The 16,877-nt window shown below is 38.6% G+C and carries 16 protein-coding genes; 7 read left to right on the forward strand and 9 right to left on the reverse strand.

The window, feature by feature from the left end:
- Window positions 1-11: 11 nt before the first annotated feature.
- Both ND855_RS05970 and ND855_RS05975 read left to right on the forward strand, forming a co-directional pair.
- A complete protein-coding gene (locus ND855_RS05970) occupies window positions 12-1,427 on the forward strand; it encodes an LA_2168 family protein (protein ID WP_407658737.1) in 1,416 nt (471 codons plus the stop codon).
- On the forward strand, window positions 1,424-3,061 hold the full coding sequence (locus tag ND855_RS05975; protein WP_322113528.1) for a phospholipase D-like domain-containing protein: 1,638 nt from the start codon (window positions 1,424-1,426) through the stop codon (window positions 3,059-3,061). Before ND855_RS05970 ends, ND855_RS05975 begins: the two co-directional genes overlap by 4 nt.
- Here ND855_RS05975 and ND855_RS05980 read toward each other — a convergent pair whose 3' ends face one another.
- The 5 genes from ND855_RS05980 to ND855_RS06000 all read right to left on the reverse strand — a co-directional run bounded on the left by ND855_RS05980 (window position 3,062) and on the right by ND855_RS06000 (window position 7,074).
- Window positions 3,062-3,247: a hypothetical protein gene (locus tag ND855_RS05980; protein ID WP_100727218.1), complete on the reverse strand. Its 186-nt coding sequence runs from the start codon at window positions 3,245-3,247 to the stop codon at window positions 3,062-3,064.
- Between the two features lie 43 nt (window positions 3,248-3,290).
- Complete coding sequence (locus tag ND855_RS05985) at window positions 3,291-4,532, reverse strand: MFS transporter (RefSeq protein WP_265357600.1); 1,242 nt, start codon at window positions 4,530-4,532, stop codon at window positions 3,291-3,293.
- 61 nt (window positions 4,533-4,593) lie between these two features.
- On the reverse strand, window positions 4,594-5,577 hold the full coding sequence (locus ND855_RS05990) for an LBF_2017 N-terminal domain-containing protein (RefSeq protein WP_265357601.1): 984 nt from the start codon (window positions 5,575-5,577) through the stop codon (window positions 4,594-4,596).
- 7 nt (window positions 5,578-5,584) lie between these two features.
- Window positions 5,585-6,373, reverse strand: coding sequence for a FecR domain-containing protein (locus ND855_RS05995; RefSeq protein ID WP_265357602.1), 789 nt, complete (start codon window positions 6,371-6,373; stop codon window positions 5,585-5,587).
- Window positions 6,374-6,531: 158 nt separating this feature from the next.
- Window positions 6,532-7,074 carry an NUDIX hydrolase gene (locus ND855_RS06000; RefSeq protein WP_265357603.1) on the reverse strand — a complete coding sequence of 181 codons (543 nt, stop codon included), beginning with the start codon at window positions 7,072-7,074 and terminating at the stop codon, window positions 6,532-6,534.
- Window positions 7,075-7,206: 132 nt separating this feature from the next.
- On the opposite strand from ND855_RS06000, the gene ND855_RS06005 reads away from it, so the two are divergent.
- The 5 genes from ND855_RS06005 to ND855_RS06025 all read left to right on the forward strand — a co-directional run bounded on the left by ND855_RS06005 (window position 7,207) and on the right by ND855_RS06025 (window position 13,118).
- Complete coding sequence (locus tag ND855_RS06005; RefSeq protein ID WP_265357604.1) at window positions 7,207-7,803, forward strand: glutathione S-transferase family protein; 597 nt, start codon at window positions 7,207-7,209, stop codon at window positions 7,801-7,803.
- A gap of 67 nt (window positions 7,804-7,870) precedes the next feature.
- The gene (locus ND855_RS06010; protein ID WP_265357605.1) at window positions 7,871-9,886 is read left to right on the forward strand and encodes an ATP-dependent helicase; all 2,016 of its coding nucleotides are present in this window, start codon (window positions 7,871-7,873) and stop codon (window positions 9,884-9,886) included.
- Window positions 9,886-10,575 carry a tetratricopeptide repeat protein gene (locus ND855_RS06015; protein WP_108958518.1) on the forward strand — a complete coding sequence of 230 codons (690 nt, stop codon included), beginning with the start codon at window positions 9,886-9,888 and terminating at the stop codon, window positions 10,573-10,575. Before ND855_RS06010 ends, ND855_RS06015 begins: the two co-directional genes overlap by 1 nt.
- 6 nt (window positions 10,576-10,581) lie before the next feature.
- Complete coding sequence (locus ND855_RS06020; protein WP_265357606.1) at window positions 10,582-12,771, forward strand: LIC_12586 family protein; 2,190 nt, start codon at window positions 10,582-10,584, stop codon at window positions 12,769-12,771.
- Window positions 12,756-13,118, forward strand: a complete 363-nt coding sequence (locus ND855_RS06025) for a hypothetical protein (protein WP_265357607.1) — start codon at window positions 12,756-12,758, stop codon at window positions 13,116-13,118. Before ND855_RS06020 ends, ND855_RS06025 begins: the two co-directional genes overlap by 16 nt.
- Here the strand turns inward: ND855_RS06025 and lpxB are convergent.
- Genes lpxB through ND855_RS06045 form a run of 4 tightly spaced genes read right to left on the reverse strand, consistent with a single transcriptional unit; the run spans window position 13,101 to window position 16,857 of the window.
- The gene (lpxB, locus tag ND855_RS06030) at window positions 13,101-14,315 is read right to left on the reverse strand and encodes a lipid-A-disaccharide synthase (RefSeq protein WP_265357608.1); all 1,215 of its coding nucleotides are present in this window, start codon (window positions 14,313-14,315) and stop codon (window positions 13,101-13,103) included. The genes ND855_RS06025 and lpxB overlap by 18 nt on opposite strands.
- The gene (locus ND855_RS06035; protein ID WP_265357609.1) at window positions 14,284-15,150 is read right to left on the reverse strand and encodes an LpxI family protein; all 867 of its coding nucleotides are present in this window, start codon (window positions 15,148-15,150) and stop codon (window positions 14,284-14,286) included. The genes lpxB and ND855_RS06035 overlap by 32 nt, the downstream gene beginning before the upstream one ends.
- Before the next feature lie 11 nt (window positions 15,151-15,161).
- A complete protein-coding gene (locus ND855_RS06040; protein ID WP_265357610.1) occupies window positions 15,162-15,392 on the reverse strand; it encodes an FmdB family zinc ribbon protein in 231 nt (76 codons plus the stop codon).
- Window positions 15,393-15,402: 10 nt separating this feature from the next.
- Complete coding sequence (locus ND855_RS06045; RefSeq protein ID WP_265357611.1) at window positions 15,403-16,857, reverse strand: SH3 domain-containing protein; 1,455 nt, start codon at window positions 16,855-16,857, stop codon at window positions 15,403-15,405.
- Window positions 16,858-16,877: the final 20 nt, after the last annotated feature.

The following is a 16,877-nucleotide window of genomic DNA, read 5'->3' on the forward strand; positions in this document are numbered from 1 at the left end:
TTCCTTGTTTAATGCGAGTTATACTCTATTTTCTTGTTTTGACTTCTATTCCTTTGACAAGAGTGTATGGAGTTGGCCTTGAGTTTGGTATATATGGATACGAATTATTTTTAAAAGAAAAACAAATACCCAAACCTTTAGAAGTTCCCAATTGGGATTTTCAAAACCAAAGATGGGATCATGTATTTCGTAACAATGCTTATTTGAATCGAACCTCGGGAGAGTCTGGTTTTGTTGGCTTAAAGGATAAAAACAATCGAAACCAAATCCATTGGGACCTGGATGCCAAGCTCACTACAGGACCAGATACTGGATTACGAAATTATTACTTAGGAAAAAATCATTTCCTAGGTTACCAATCCAAATTGTTTTTTTTAGGTGTGGGCCGACGAGAACACTTGTTTTCACCTAAAAGTTTTTCCACTCAATATGATGGAAGTGAAGGTTTATTCCTAGAAATAAAACCTGAAACAAATCTTACGTTTCAATTTATGATTTGGGATTTTTATTCTGGATCGCTACTCCTCTCGAAAGACCAATTTCATGGTTTACTCCGTAATGAGAGTTCATCAGAATTTCTAACACCCGAAAAAAAGAATGATGGGTTTAGCCGTTCTCACCATAGGAGGCATAGTTTTGGAATCCATTATGGAGAATCTAATTCTTTACGACTTGGTGTTCACTACTTGGAACTAGGAAGTTTTGGGCCTAATACAAAAGACCATCCAAGTGAAACAAAGAAGAATTCTGCAGATGGGGATTCTCTCTTTTCTGGTAATTTTGGATTTGGAATACAATTCGAAACCTTATCCTTTGCGTTTGATTTTTTGTGGTGTAAGGGGAGTGACAGGACTCGTTCCCAAATTGCCGAGAAACCAGGAACCATTCCAATTGCGGGTGAGGCAATTCAAGTTGGAGCTGAATTTCGGTTTGGTGGATTTACAGTCAGAAGTTCTCATTTTCTCTCCGATACAGCAGAAACAAATCAAAACCATCAAATTGTAAAAGAGGGTTATGTATCGATGGGAACACACCCGAGTCAAACTCCCTATTTATCCCAGATCTTTCGAATTTTCCCATCGGCGGCCATCACTGAATCTGGGTATGAAAAAAACTTTGCCCTGATCGAAGGAAGAGCATTCGGGTATTTAACAGAATTGGTAATTTCTTACCAATACCAACAAGTCATTGTTAAGTTAATTGGAAATTATTTTGTGCCTTACCACGAGAATGGATTGTTGGATGGTCGGATCCATTTCCAAAAAAGACAATTTGAGAAATTTTTTGTGGCAGAAGGAATGTTGGAAGTGGCACTGAAAGATGAGGAAGGTTTTGAATTAGGAGTTGGGCTCTCTCAGTTGTATTTACCCGAATCCATGGGTATCAGTTCTAATTTTGGTTATGTCTATGGAAGGTACCAAATTTGAAAACGGGAAGAGATTTAAAGTTTGTTCCTTTCATTTCAGTTCTGTGTGTATGGTTTGTTTTGAATTGCCATCCGTCAAAATCAAAACTAGATTTATCTGCATTCTTATTTCCAAGTCCACTGAGTGAAATTTATTTCTCTTATCCCGGTCGGAATGTTTCAAAAGAAAAAAAGAGAAATGTAAGAGACGTGATCCTTTCAGAAATTCAAAAGTCGAAGGAATCAATTCGTATGTATTTATATTCGATTGATGACTATGAAATCATCTCAGCCCTGTATGCCAAAAAAAGAGCAGGAGTGAATATCCAAATTTATGGCGACAAAGATGAGGATTATAAGGAGTTAGAATCTTTTGGATTCCAAGTACAACGTTGGGAAGGTTCAGGGATTCACCATACAAAGATAATCTTATTCGATCGAAATAGAATGTTCCTGGGAACGGGAAATTTTACCTCGCATGGATTGGAGACAGATCATAATGTTTATTGGACCCAAAATCTGAAACTTCCAGAATACGATGCACTTGTCACCACGTTGGAAGGTAAAAATCCTCTGGGAACTGTAAAAGTAGGAGACTTAGTGTACATATTTGCACCTGACGCAGGGTTTGAAATCCAAACACAGATCCTTGAAGCAATTGATTTGGCAAAAGAATCCATCCAATATTTGATTTACTCACATTACGATCCAGTCATTAGTTTAAAGTTACTCGAGGCATCAAAACGAGGGGTTCGGGTAGAAGGAATTTATAACTCACCAACACAAACAAATCCAGAGGCAATTTATCTAAGCAAACAATTGTCTTTTCCATCCCAAATTTGGGAAGATGGAAATGTCGATTTTGTGTATGAAGAGAATACATACAAAGGCGGACTCTTACACCATAAAACAATGGTGATAGACAAAAGGGACGTTTATGTTGGGTCCTATAATTATTCTGTATCAGCAAGGGATAAGAACAAAGAAGTATTTGTCAAAATGAGTCACCCACTCATCACGAAAGAATTTTTACACGAATGGAAAAGGATCGAAACAAATGCCATCCCACTCTCACCGACCAATCTTTCTCTCGATACAATTGATACATTGGAGTTACATTCTTTTAAGTTAAAACGATTTTATAATCCTTTGTACGAAACAAATTTGTTTTTCCAGGAAACAGGTAGTTTTGATTCTAACTCGAATGCCGTAGCAAAACCTTACCAACAATCGTTAGGTTTCGCTGGAATTCCTAAAAATAATTTTTTGGAAAAGGAATGGGAAAGGTTTGATTGGGAAACGATCGAACCAGATCCTATTTGGGAAATGAGTGAAGGAACGGATATAACCTTACATTTACAAAATTACTTTCTTGGAACACGAGTGAGTCTTTCCAATGGAGAAAAAATCCAATCCATTTCCCTTTGGGACGGAAATCATCCGAAAGAATTGATTCCAATCGATCCTAACTCCATTGCAGTGGGAAGATCAAACTTTAGGTTGGGTAAAAATCTTTGGATGTGGGTTCGTACAGAAAAACGAACTATATCCTTTTGCCATACCAAACTAAAAAACGCCATTCCAAGATGGATGGTATTTTTGTTAAACCGTTTGCAGGTTAAACAGAATCAATCTTTGGTATGTTCTAATGACTAGTCATTCCATTTTATCTTCAATGATAGGAACTAAAATTTTGGCGATATCTTCTTGTAATTTCATGTAGTTATTGATTCCTAAATGTGTGATTTGTTTGTTCACATCATTTAACATCGTTTGTATGAGAAGGATTAGAGTGTGTTTTTTATCTTCGGGAAGTTTTGAATCATGGATCAAATCGGACATGGCTTGTCCAATTTGTCATGGAAATGAGAATTTCCAAGCATTTTTAAACCCAGTTTTTTAGCTCCAGTTCTTTTAGTTTGGGTGCCATCCGATACGTAAACATCACAATGAGTACTGTCATCGTGGCTCCAAACACAACGGAACCAACTGTCCCTAAAAATTTAGCAGAAATACCAGATTCAAAGGCACCAATTTCATTGGAGGAACCAATAAACACTTTATTGATAGCACTCACTCTCCCACGCATATCTTCTGGAGTCATCGTTTGCATGATGGTCGAACGGACTACGACGGAAACACTATCAAATACACCTGACAAAAATAAAGCAAATAGGGAGAGATAAAAGGAGTGGGATAAACCAAATACCAACATACAGATCCCGAATCCAAACACACAAGAGAGTAAAACTTTTCCCGATTTTTCAAGTGGTGGTTTGTAAGTTAGGTAGTAGGCCATAATCAACGCACCAAAAGAAGGTGCTGCACGCAAATACCCAAGTCCTTCCGAACCAACGAATAAAATATCTTTTGCAAAAACGGGAAGTAAGGCAACGGCTCCGCCAAATAAAATAGCAAACATATCGAGTGCCATGGCACCTAACATGATTTCATTTTTTAAAACAAATTTTAAACCTTTGAGTAGGCTATCTTTTAGTGGTTCTTTGACTTTGGATTCTGGTAAACTACGTTTTTTAATCCAAAAGAATAACAAGAAGGGTAATCCAATACAAATGGAATCTAGTCCATAAGCCCAGTGGATTCCAAAACTCCCATACACAATTCCACCAAGAGCAGGGCCAATCACAGCACCAGCCTGGAAAGATGTTCCCATCCAAGCAGCTGAATGAGGGTAATGTTCTCTTGGTACAAGTTGGGTAACAAAACTAAATATAGCAGGGGAGATAAACCCTCGAGCAATTCCAGAAACCAAGATCACTAAAAATATCGGATAGGCTTTATAAGTTTCCAAGAGATAAAACAAAGGACCCGTAAATGCAAATAAGGTAAGGGAACAAACGAGTAAAAAAAACAAACAAACAACAATTATATTTCTTCGATCCCTAAGGTCTGCTAGGTGGCCCGCATAAAGAGAGACAAGGATGGAGGGAATGGCTTCAAATAATCCAACAAGACCGAGATCCAAAACACTCCCTGTGAGTTCATAAACCTGCCAACCAACAATTGTTGCTTGGATATTGATCGCAAGGACCATAAAAAACCTTGCGACAATAAAAAACCGAAAGTCTTTATGTTGGAAAATGGCTAAAGAAAGATTTTTTTTCATCTCTATTCAGCCAATGTTTTCCTACAAAATCAGGGTGCAATTCACAAATTGTGGACTAGGATTAATTCGATTCACTTCCCAATTGGAAATTTAAAGTTTTTACAGGTTCTTCATTTCCTACATGGTCCACTGCATAATAAAACAATTGGAAGGAACCTTTACATTCCGATTTTAAACCCAATACAGAAATATCCGTTGAAAAGGATTTAAATTCAGATTGGGGTCCTGATTGACAGGTGACCGAATACAGAATATCTTTGACTCCACTTCGATTGTCTTTCGCTACCAATCGGATTGCAGAAGTTGGGGACAAAAAGTTCGTATTCCCTTTTCCTTTGGACATTGTACCCATCCACTCTACATTCGAAGTTGGTGGAATCGTATCTCGAATAAAATCTACAATTTGTATAGGTTCCTTGTTTCCCGCCATGTCCACAGAGAAGTAATATAATTTATATTCTCCTTCTTCTGTAAAAGGAATCGAAGCTAAGGACTTGGCAGAATTCCATTGACCATCATTCACTCGGTAACGAACTTCTGCAATTCCCGATGCATCATCAGTAGTTGATACATAAATATGGTCTTTGGTTAAATACCGAGTCCCAACTTCCTTCTCTTTAACAATCACAAAACTATCATTAGAGATTACGGAGACTTGTTTTTTCGGGATTGGTTTTGGTTCAAAAGTTTTTTTGGTTACAAATTCTCTTGGAACAGACAAAGGAGAACCAGGGTCCACATTCGTAGAGAATACTTGGGTCCAAAATCCTTTTGCTCCATATTCACCTAACCTACGAACTCGAAAGTATTCGAAGTCATCTTTCGGAGTCACAGTGATTCGGTTCCCTTTGAACTGAATCACCTCTGGTGGTTTGGGCGCAATCGATGCTTCCGTTTCACTTGGTTTTTCTTGCCAAAGTTCCAATTCAAAATTGGCATCGGCTTCCGCATCAATGAGGATTCTTAATTCCCTTTTTGGTTTGGAATCTAAGGAACCAAAAATCAGTAATAATAAACTGAGGACTAAAGTTAATTTTTGTTTCATATCCCTTCTATTCTTCTTTGATACGAGGTGCTTCTGGAATTTTATAAGGTTGTACAGGTGACTTTCCTTTTTCGACGAAGGTTGCCATTCCTTGTGTGAGTTCTACTGTTTTCCCTTGAGCATTTACATCCACAACACCTTCAAAACAAGAGATCGTGGAACTTAATTTTTCATCGAGTTCTACACGAAACTCAGTCCCTCTCACACCGGCAGTTGAAGAAGGGCTAACAATATTGAATTTATGATTGGCAGTTGGTGGATCACTTTTAGTCACTTTTGCATCGAGGCTTCCTTTAAAGAGAGCCACTGTAACAGGACCACCTTTTTTCTCTTCACCTCTTACTTCAAAATGGCTATTGTTTAAGATGCGAACCATTCCTACTTGGTTGATGTGGATGTCCGTTTTTCCTTTTCCATTGGTGCGGATTTGGTCATTCGGATGTAATTCTTGTCCAAGTTTGAGAGGAGCCCAAGGTCCTTTTCCGGCAGTTCCATTCCATTCCACTTGTCCCATCACAAATTCCGTCACACCTACAACTGCCTTTCTTAAAAAAACAGGCACCACAAGTGAAAGACCTGGTTTGATCAAATCAGGATTTGGGATTTTATTGTATTTCAGAAGTTCTGGCCAACGTTTCGGATCGGATAGGTGGCGTTCCGAAATGAGAGAAAGAGTTTCTCCCTTTTGGACGGTGATGGTAATGGGTTCCAATGCCGCTTCTGGTTCTGCCATCACTGGGAATTGGCATAACATTATGATAAGTACTAGGATAGTGTGTACGATGGACTTTCTCATATACATACTCTCTCAAACTTCTGTTTAAATTTCCAGCGATTTCGTAAATCTTGGGGATTTTTCTAAACGAAGTTTTCCATCAAAGCATTCGAATGATCTAAAGAATCGAACCATAATTTCCGAATCCAATGAAAATGTATCCTTATCAAAGTTAGTTTTTAACCTTCTTGTAAAAAATAAATTCCAAGTGCTGCCGCCATATGGGGGTGATGGATTGTTCCATCAAGTAACAGTCGTTTGACTTCGTCTGGAGATTTCAAAACGATTTCAATGTCTTCTCCTTCATCAAACTCAACATTGTGGAGTTGTTCCACATCATAGGCTACGTAAGAATACGACCAGTTGGTGAACATTGCCGGATTGCCAGAAAATTTTGACAATAATTTGATTTTCTTCGGGTCTGTCGCATAACCTGTTTCTTCTCGTAACTCTCGAATGACGGATGTTAGTTCACTATCTGGTCCTTCTTCATCCACAATACCACCTGGAATTTCTAAACTGTCTTCACCTATCCCATGTCTGTATTGTTTGATGAGTAAAATTTCACCAGATTTGGTGACGGGAACCACATTCACCCAGTTTTTGGATTTTAATACATAATAGGTTTTTTCTTGTTCCGAACGTGGCAGTTTGATATCGAAAGATGCCAGAGTGTAAATGGGAGTAGGGAATAGGTCTTTCCAATTTTTTCGTTCTTTCAATTGATTTCGTTCCTTAGATTCAGTTTGGTGCCACCTCCAATCCAATCTTGTGTTCAAAGGATTGACTAGCTTTTTTTAGAAGTTCCAATCTTACTCCTTGCTAGAAGAAGCATAGTTTGAAAACCTTTCCTTATGAAATTATACGGTAGCATCACTTCCCCTTATGTCAGACGCATTCGTTTCCTCTGTTTAGAACTCGGGATTCCTTTCCAACTCGTTGATACGATGACAGAATCTGGGCAAAAAGAACTCAGGGAAAAAAACCCATTATGGAAAGTGCCTTACTTAGAAACGGACGACGTCAAAATTTGGGATAGCCACACCATCACTGATTATATTTTGGATACAAAAGGACCTGGTAAGTTTCGTCCCAAAACAGGTGACCATTTTTACCGAGAGGCAAATCTACTCACAGCCATTGACCAAGCTCTCGACAATGCCATTCTCCTCTTTTATTTGAATAAGGAGGGGATCAAACCGGATGCCGCTCCTTACCTAACTAAAAATGCACTTCGGATCAGTTCTATTTTGGAATTCATCAAACGGGAGTTAAGTGGTAACCATTTCTTTTCCGATGGCAAAGTGGGTTTATCTGAGATCGCACTATATTCCACTTTGGATTGGATGCGGTTTCGTTCCGTTTTGCCGATTTTGGAAGAGGAAATTTTTGTCAATTTTCTGAATTTCCATGGACCAAACAAATCTTGGATGGAAACGGCACCTAAGTAAACTTCCCAAACCTTTTTTACTCGACCCCATTTGATTTCACTGGATTATGTCCCTTACTGGACTCCCTATGAAATTGAATGCGGCACAAATGGAAGCTGTTTCCACCATCCAAGGTCCCCTTCTTGTTTTTGCAGGAGCAGGGTCAGGGAAAACCCGCGTCATTACCAACCGGATCGCCCATATGGTGGAGGGAGTCAAAATCCCAGCGAGTAAAATCGTCGCTCTCTCTTTTACCAATAAAAGTGCAAAGGAAATGGCGGAACGTCTGCGAAAGATGGTTCCAAGGGAAAAACTGAAAGGGATCACACTTTCTACCTTCCATTCGTTAGGCCTAAAGATCCTAAAAGAACACATCACAAAACTAGGTTACAACGAAACGTTTTTACTCTTTAACGGGACTGACCAAGAAGCATTTGTTTCCGACCTCCTAAAATCCAAACGCTTGGATCCCAAAAAAGTTCCCCCGAAAGAAATCCTGCGACGTATCTCGTATGCTAAAAATACACAAGTCCACCCCAAGGACAATGGCCTCACAGGTGAGTTTGATTTAGTAGCTGCTGAAGTTTTTTCCCTGTATGAAGAGGGACTCAAAGAAAAAAATGCCATCGACTTTGACGATTTGATTTTACTTCCCAAACGGCTGTTAGCTGAATTTCCTGAAATTGCAGCCTATTACCAAAGGAAACACGAATACTTCCTTGTGGATGAATTCCAAGACACAAACCAACTCCAATATGAATTTTTATCTCTCTTTCGTGGGAACAGTGATAACCTTTGTGTGGTAGGTGACGATGACCAAAGTATCTATGCTTTCCGCGGATCCAATGTGCAACTCATCCTCAATTTTGAAAGGGAATTCCCTCATGCGAAAGTGGTGAGGTTACTTGAAAATTATAGGTCAACATCACTCATCATCCAAGCAGCAAACTCTCTCATTCAAAATAATAAAGGCAGAAAGGAAAAAACCTTGTACAGCCGGATCCCTTCCGCCGAACGAGTGGAATACTATGAAACTGCGGATGAAAGGGAAGAGGCCATCTTCGTCGCAGGGCGAATCCAAACCTTACTCATCAAAAATGAATTTAAGGGAAAAGAAATTGCCATCCTCTTTCGTACGAACTTCCAATCACGACCCTTTGAAGAGGAACTTCGTAACCGTAGTATCCCTTACAAAGTAGTGGGTGGTTATAATTTTTTTGATCGGAAGGAAATCCGCGATTGTATTTCTTACCTTCGTTACGTGGCAAACCCAAAGGATGATTATTCCCTCCTTCGCATCATCAACTACCCAAAACGGGGGATTGGTCCAGGAACCATGCAAAAACTCCAGGAAGAAGCCTTTACCCACAAACTCTCATTGTATGAAATCTTCCATAAAATGATTGAGAGTCCCGACTATTTGCCCGAAGTAAAGGCTAAGGTCAGACAAGAAATTTACCAATTTGTGGAACTGGTGGATGCTTTCAAAAAGAAGTTTGCCATGTCTCCGAAACTAGCTCCAGTCCTTCGGGAAATGATCACCCAGATTGGCTTCGAACGGGAAATTTCCATGGAAGAGACCGAAGAGAAGGTGGTCAAAGCCCGGATCTATAATTTGAGTGAACTTGTGAACATGTTGTCCTTTTTTGAAGAAGAAGAAGGCAGGGAAGGGAAGGCCACGATTTTTGACTTCCTACAAAGGTTAGTCCTCCTTATGGAAGACGAACCGAAAGAAGATGAAGAGGACAGGCGGGTGCAACTCCTCACCATGCACCAGTCCAAAGGACTCGAATACGATTTAGTATTTTTAGTGGGACTTGAAGAGGGAATTTTACCGAACTCACGTGTTATAGAAGAAGAAGGGGAAGTGGTCGATGAAGAACGACGCCTTCTCTACGTGGGTATGACTCGCCCAAGGCGAAAATTGTACTTGACTTCGGCTCGTACAAGACGCAAATTTGGGGAGCAAATCGAGAGTGCCCCCTCTCGGTTTTTAAACGAGCTGTCTCAGGACGCTGTTCTTTTTTTCCCAATGGAAACGAAGGATAGAGACACGGAAACTAAGAATTTCTTAGAGGAATTAGACAAACTAAAGGTAGGCTAATGAAATCGATTCTCCCACTCACCCTCCTATTGTTGGTAGTGGCATTTGAAAATTGCGCATCAAACAAGGAAACCATCCGCCCAGGAGTTTCCAAAATCAACACAGGGTCTCATTTGGCCCAAATCGAAGCAATCGATGCTGATCTCAAATCCTCTACACTATCTGACGAATCCCGTGACAAATTAATCATCAAAAAGGGAAAGTTATTACTCGATTTAGGTCGTTATGAAGAAACGATCACAACCCTCAACCAAGTGAACCAGGCAAAAGCAAATCCTGTGCAATTGTCTGAGTGGAATTTGGCAATGGGAAAAGCCTATATTGGAAAAAACGAATATAGCAAAGCTATCCAATTCTTAAACCAATCGGAAAAACTCGATAAAAACACGAACCTAATGGAACGTAAAAAACTTGTGGTGCAATCCCTTGTGGCAGAAAGAGAGTATTACCCAGCACTTGCGACTCTTACCAAAACCTATACAAAAGGGAATCAGAAAAAAGACGAATTCTATTATGAAACGGCTGCAAAGACCTATCTCAAAATGGGTTTCGAATACAAAAACACTGGTTTTTACCAAAAAGGATTACAAGTAGCAAACCTTGGTTTGGAAGAATTTCCAAACAATGAAACCTTAAAGTCCATTCAAAAAGAATGTTTGGAAGTGTTACAGCCGGAGGGCAAACTCTAAGATTTTTTGGAACGTTTTTTCCCAACACATCGTTTCCTTGAATGGAAACAAAACTTAGAATTCGTACTCAATAGAATCCGTGAAAACAAACGGGTTCTATTTTCATTTATAGCTCTTGGTTTTGTATTTTTTCTTTTTGTCCTCTCATACTATGGTTTAGAATTTTACCTTCGTAACTACAGGATTCCACTCGTAAAACTTCGTAAGGTTGTGGCGGCAACCATCAACCAAGAATTAGGCAAAGCCGTTGACATCGGTGTACTCGATTTTTCGTTAAGGGAAGGTCTGATCATTGAAGATTTGGTTGTTTCAAACGAAGAAGACTTTTCGTTTAACGACCATATGTTGAAGGTTAAAAAGGTAACCTTTCGACTCTCAAGTTATTTCAAAGAATCTCCTACGGTGGAACGGATTGATTTTTACAGTCCACAATTAGTTTTAAACGAAGATACCAGTTTAAGGAATCGGTTAATCGAGTATGCACAAACGAGTCGGATCAAAGACATCCGATTCCACGATGCAAAACTCACAGTTAAAAAATCAGATACAACTTTGGTGGATTGGAAAGAAGGTTGGGATATCGATTTACTTCGAAAAAACAAACGCCTTTATTTAAAATATACAAATGGTTGGTTTTGGGTTCCGAATACCACTCGAATCAAAGGTGAAGGTGAGTTTTCCGAGACCAATTTGAATGAATATCAATTTGAATTTTTTTGGAAAAATTATCCTTCAGAGGAAGCAATTTTACTCACCAATTATTTGTTTGGTGCCAATGTTCAATCTGCAGTTTTATCGGGGGAAGGTAAAATATCTTCCAATGCAAATTCTGGTTTTGTGATGGATGGAGAGGTTGAATTCGAAAACTCATTCATCATCATTCCATTTTTTGAAAACTATCTCCTGGAAGGTTTCCGGTTTCGTGAGAAGTTCCATTTTACCGAAAATTTAGAAGAACGAGAATTCATTGGGAATGAGTTCCAAATCAAATCACAAGTATTGTCTCAGATGGCGAAGGAAACTTTGCTTTTTCGCAAAATTGAATTTCAGATTGGGGCATTAGAAGATATATTTGAACATGTTACTGACATTTCTGGATTTGTTCGTTTCCCATTGTTTGGTGAACTGCGTGGAAATATTGAATTAAAGGAAACTGGGGAAAAAAACAAATGGTTTTCTCTTTCAGGGGAAGTGAATGGAAATGAGATTAAACTTGATTCATCACTTGTACAAATTGAAAATGCAAAACTTTCATTCAAATTTAAACCAAACCAAGAATGGGATTTAAACTTAGATGCTGAAATTTTTGGGAAACCTTCTCATTTATTAGGATCTGGATCTTCCGATTGGAGTCGTTCCAAAAAAATAGATGGATCTTATTATTACCCAATGACATCCAAATCCAAACTTAGTTTTCAGACTACGGAACTTACAGCGAATGATTGGAAACCATTATATGAAGATTGGAAAAAAGAAACCTTAGAAGAAATTCGAGAAAGGCAAGAAAAACTAATTCCAGAAGAGTATTTTTACCAAACAAAACTCTACAAATACTTTTTAGAATCCATGAATTTTGATTTAGGTATCCACATTACAAATTTTTATCCTTACCGAGGGGCAAAATCTTTAGGAGAATCAAAAGGTAATTTTACAGTCAAAGATGGTAGGTTTAATTTCAATTTGGGACTAGGTAATGCAGATTCAAAAGTTTCTATGGTTTCCTATTTTGCCAGTAAAACACCTAACTTTAGTTTGAACTTACTATTAAAAGAATACCCATGGTCGGAACCTTGGATGGTCATGTGTGGCACCGAACTTAAACCTACCAATGTGAGTATGGATTTTAGTTTCAATAGCATTGGAAGTGATTATTATATGTTGCATAAAGATGCTAGGACATCTTATTTCTTAAAATTATTTGGAATTCATTTAAAAGATGGAGATTTGATTGTAAAGGGCAGTGTGGATTTAAAACCATTACAGTCACCATTTGATATGGAATTTACTCTCAATCGATATTCCGATTTGGATTATTTATCTGATGTTGTTGTCACCAGTGGAAGTGGGGCCATCGATCTAAAAGGGTATGGTAATAATAAAAATGGCAATTACCAGATGACAGTGTATGGCCTGATTGGTGATACTAGAGGGAATTTTTCGATTTCAGAGGAGGAGAACAAATGCGTGTTCAAATGAGATTTTTAGTATTAGTTTCTATTTTGATCCTAGGTTTGTTTCAATGTTCTGAAAAGTCAAATCCGGCGGATACTGTCCCGAGCCTAAGCAGTTTACCAAATTTTAAAGGTGAGTGGACCCTGGAATGGGAAAATAAAATCCACCAACTCCAAATTGAACCAGAAGAGAAAAAAGTATTCATCGATGGGAAGGAAGGATTGGAACTTGATTTGGATTCGGTTGGGATTCGGATTCGCGCTTTTGACGAAGAGTCAGTGAAAGGTTATTTTTTGTATTCCGATATCAAACCAAAATCTTGGATCGGCACTTGGGAAAACCGTGTTGTTCGGTTAATCCGAAGGAATTGATTTTAGAAGGTTTTGGATTTCCTTTGCCGCTTTTTTCGAAGCATTATTTGTTCCCAGTTCTCTTTCTTTCGCCTCACGTAAAATACCTTTGATTTTATTTCTGAGTTTTGTATTGGAAAGGATTTTCCAAGCCTCAGAAACAATGTATTCAGGTTTACACTCGTTTTGAGTGATTTCGCGGCAAACTTCTTCCCCACTCAGAATATTCGCAAGGCCAATGAACTTGGACTTCATGAGTAAGGAACCTAAAAAATAGGTAAATAAACTGACTTTATACAAAATCACCATTGGGGTTTCAAAATACAAACCTTCCAGAGTTGCTGTCCCTGATGCAATGAGGAGTAGGTCACTTGCTTCCATCACACGAAGGGAGGAATTCCAAATATAGTGGATTTGGATATCTGGATGTGTTGTTTTGACAAGATTGATTTTTTCTAATAAAAAGGTTTCTTCCTTTTGGTTGATATTCGGAAGTAAAAATACAATTTTCTTTTTTTCTAACTTACATTGTTCGTGGAGTAAAACTGCAGTTCCAAGAATAGGATCAATGAGTCGATGGATTTCTCCTTTTCTGGATCCAGGTAATAAACCCACCGTATAACCATGGTGAGGGTCTGGAAGTTTTTCTGGAATCACTGGCTCTTTTTTTAATTTTTCTGGAATCCTTTTGGTGATAGGGTGACCTACAAATTTTGCATTCACACCATACTCATTGTATATCTCTTCTTCAAATCGAAAAAGTGTTAGCATTAATGCAATGTGTTCCTTGATAAAAAAGATTCGTTTGAATTTCCAAGCCCAAATTTGTGGAGATACATAAAATACGGTTGGAATTCCTCGAGCTTTTAGCTCCTTCGCCAAACGTAAATTAAATCCAGGGTAATCAATTAAGATGGCAAGCTGTGTTGGTCTGTGTGTAGTTTCGTCTAACAAACGATAAAAAACTTTTTTTAGATAACTGTACTTTTTAATCGCTTCAGAAAATCCAATCACACTGAGATTTTCCATTTCTTCCAATGACTCAAGGCCATTTTGGATCATTCCTTCTCCACCTATCCCATAAAAATGGTAATCAGGTTCGATGAGTTTTAATTCTTGTAAAAGATCTGTGCCAATGAGGTCACCTGAATGTTCTCCTGCGATGACTAAAATGTTTTTTTTAGAATTAGATCGATGTGACTTTTTTTTGGCTACCATTGAGAACCTTACTTCCATTTTTACCGAGGACACAAAAGTTTAATTTGTGTTTTGTGGCAAATTCAATTGTTTCTTTCGGATTAACAACAAGCGTTTCACCTTCCCTGATGCACAATGTTTTACATCCACTTTCTAACATCACTTGGAAGGTGTGAATTCCAATGGTTGGTAAATCAAATCGTTCGTCCTGTTTTGCTTTGGGACTTTTACAAATAACTGCATCACCTTTTTTTTGGGTGTACTTTCCTCCACGACGAATGGTTTCGTCCGTTCCTTCCACTGCTTCCACAGCAATCACAGATTCATCACTCACAACTACCATTTGTCCGATATCCAAATCAGCCATTTTTTCAGCGTAGAACATTCCAAATTCAATGTCCTTTAGTTCTTGGTTGCTGAATTTTTTGGGTGTGTATCTTCCTTCTTTGAGGAGGAGAGACTGTAAGTAGATCTTTTGTGAAATCACTTTTACTCCCATCGCTTCAAACTCATCGGCAATCGCAAGGAAAATGGGGTAATCATTTCGGTTGATGGTTTTGGCAAGGATGGAGAGTGCTTTGAGATCAAATTTGAGTTTTTGGAAAAGGAGATCCTTTCTCACTTTTCCAAGCATCAGGATTCGCGAGATTTTTTCTTTCTGGATGGTTTTTAAAATTTTCCCGACTTGGGTGATGTGGACGGGTATGGTCCTTGATTCGTGTCCTCGTGGAGAAAAATCAGATTCAATGAGTCCCAAAAATAATGGATCCTCGCCGCTAGCGAGAGCTTCCAACATTCCTATATGGGGGAGCTCTCCACCACCAGCGATGATTGCCAATCTACCTTTTGAAGCCAATGCTGGTCCTTTTATGTGTTACCAGAATCACCACTAGAAGGTGTGGATGGAGTACTTTCTTTTTTGTAGTCGGTGACGTAAAATCCTGATCCTTTGAAAATGATCCCTGCACTTGCCGAGATTCGTCTTTCCACAGAACCTTTTTGTCCACAAAGGCATTCTGTCAAAGCATCTTCCTTCATGGATTGTACGTGTTCAAAGTCTTTTCCGCATGTGTTACAGTGGTAGTCGTAAGTTGCCATAGTATCTCCTCTAATGGATTCCTGTTCTCACTTCAAATAATAAGACATGGTCTCTGTTTGGTTTGGTCGCAAGCGGAAGGCAAATCTCCCAAGAATACTTGCCCGCTTCGAGCATGGCTTCCGAGAGAGGATAGGATCGAATGGATTGGATGAGGCCAGTATTCCTTCTCCAGAGGCTTGCGTTCCATTTGTCACCTTGCCTGTTTTCTATATGTAAGGACAGATTTTCTCTCCTTTTGGCACCGTCCAGGACATAACGATTTTTATTGACCCAAATCGAAGTTTGGTCCAGAGAGATCGAGTATGCTAAATGTTCTAAGTGGTTGTATTGAACGTGAATTTCGATAAAAGGAATAGGGGTCTCTGAATCAGTTGGCATAAAGGAAAATTCAAAATAGTTTTTGTTCCCGGAAAGTTTTTTACAGATCCTTTGAGAACTTGGGTTTTTGGTGTCTGATCCATAAATGGGAAATCCTGTTTCTCCATACACGCGAATGGATTCCCTCGGAATGTAATTTCCAAAAAAAGTTTGTGGGATTTTTTTCCCGTCCCATCCTTCAAAATCTATTCGAATCTCATTGTCTACGGCTTTGAAACGTTTTTCAAATTCCCCTGTGAGAGTTTCATCCGCTAAGGTTTCCTTTAAAAACCCAGAAAAAACCCATGCTGTTTTTTGTGTGTTTGGAAAATAACATCGTTTCCAATGCCCTTCGTTTCCGGCTATGGTTTCTTCTGCACCATCTTCTTCCAAACAGATTGTAGGCTCTGGTTCACTTACTTCCCCCACTTCACTATTTTCCCTTCCCGGTCCACTACGAAGGTTTACATTTTTTCCTCGAATGATGGCTGTTTGGTGGTAAAGATTGGTTCCTGAGTTTTGTGATAAAAAATGTAAGGTTTGTAACAGAAAACCTGTTTCAATTTCGCCTATCGGTTCAAAAGGAAAGGTAAGTAAATGTGATAATGCATCACTAAAACTTTCCTCCATTCCTCTTGGATCTTCTAAAATTAATAAGAGTAGGAAATGTGTGACTTCTGACTTGGGAATGGGTTTGATGATGGAATTGATTTTTGTGATGAGTGCACGTTTGTAACCAGTTCCATGTTTTTTCAAATGAGAAAAGTATGGATCCTCAATATGATAATACGTCCCTCTCGAAGTTTCCCATTCTAAAAGTTTTGTATCATTTCTTTTTTGTAAAAACTGTAAGAGTTCTTTTTGGTTGTCTTTCCCATTGATTTGTTTTTCCAATTGGGATAAAGATTGGGATAAAATCGTTAGTTCCAACTCACTTGTTGGAATTTCGGATTCCTTATACAGTTTTAAAACTTTTAAATAAGAACCTGATTGGTAGAGATCATACGCTTTATCATCTCGTTCTCGGAAATCAACAAAGGTGTAAGTGAAAAGGATAACGAGTAAAAAAAGTAAACCAATTACAAAAAAAACACGGGAGCGAATCAAACGTTACCTCCCGTTTTTCT

This window comes from Leptospira paudalimensis (assembly GCF_026151345.1).
In the GTDB taxonomy this organism is placed as follows: domain Bacteria; phylum Spirochaetota; class Leptospiria; order Leptospirales; family Leptospiraceae; genus Leptospira_A; species Leptospira_A paudalimensis.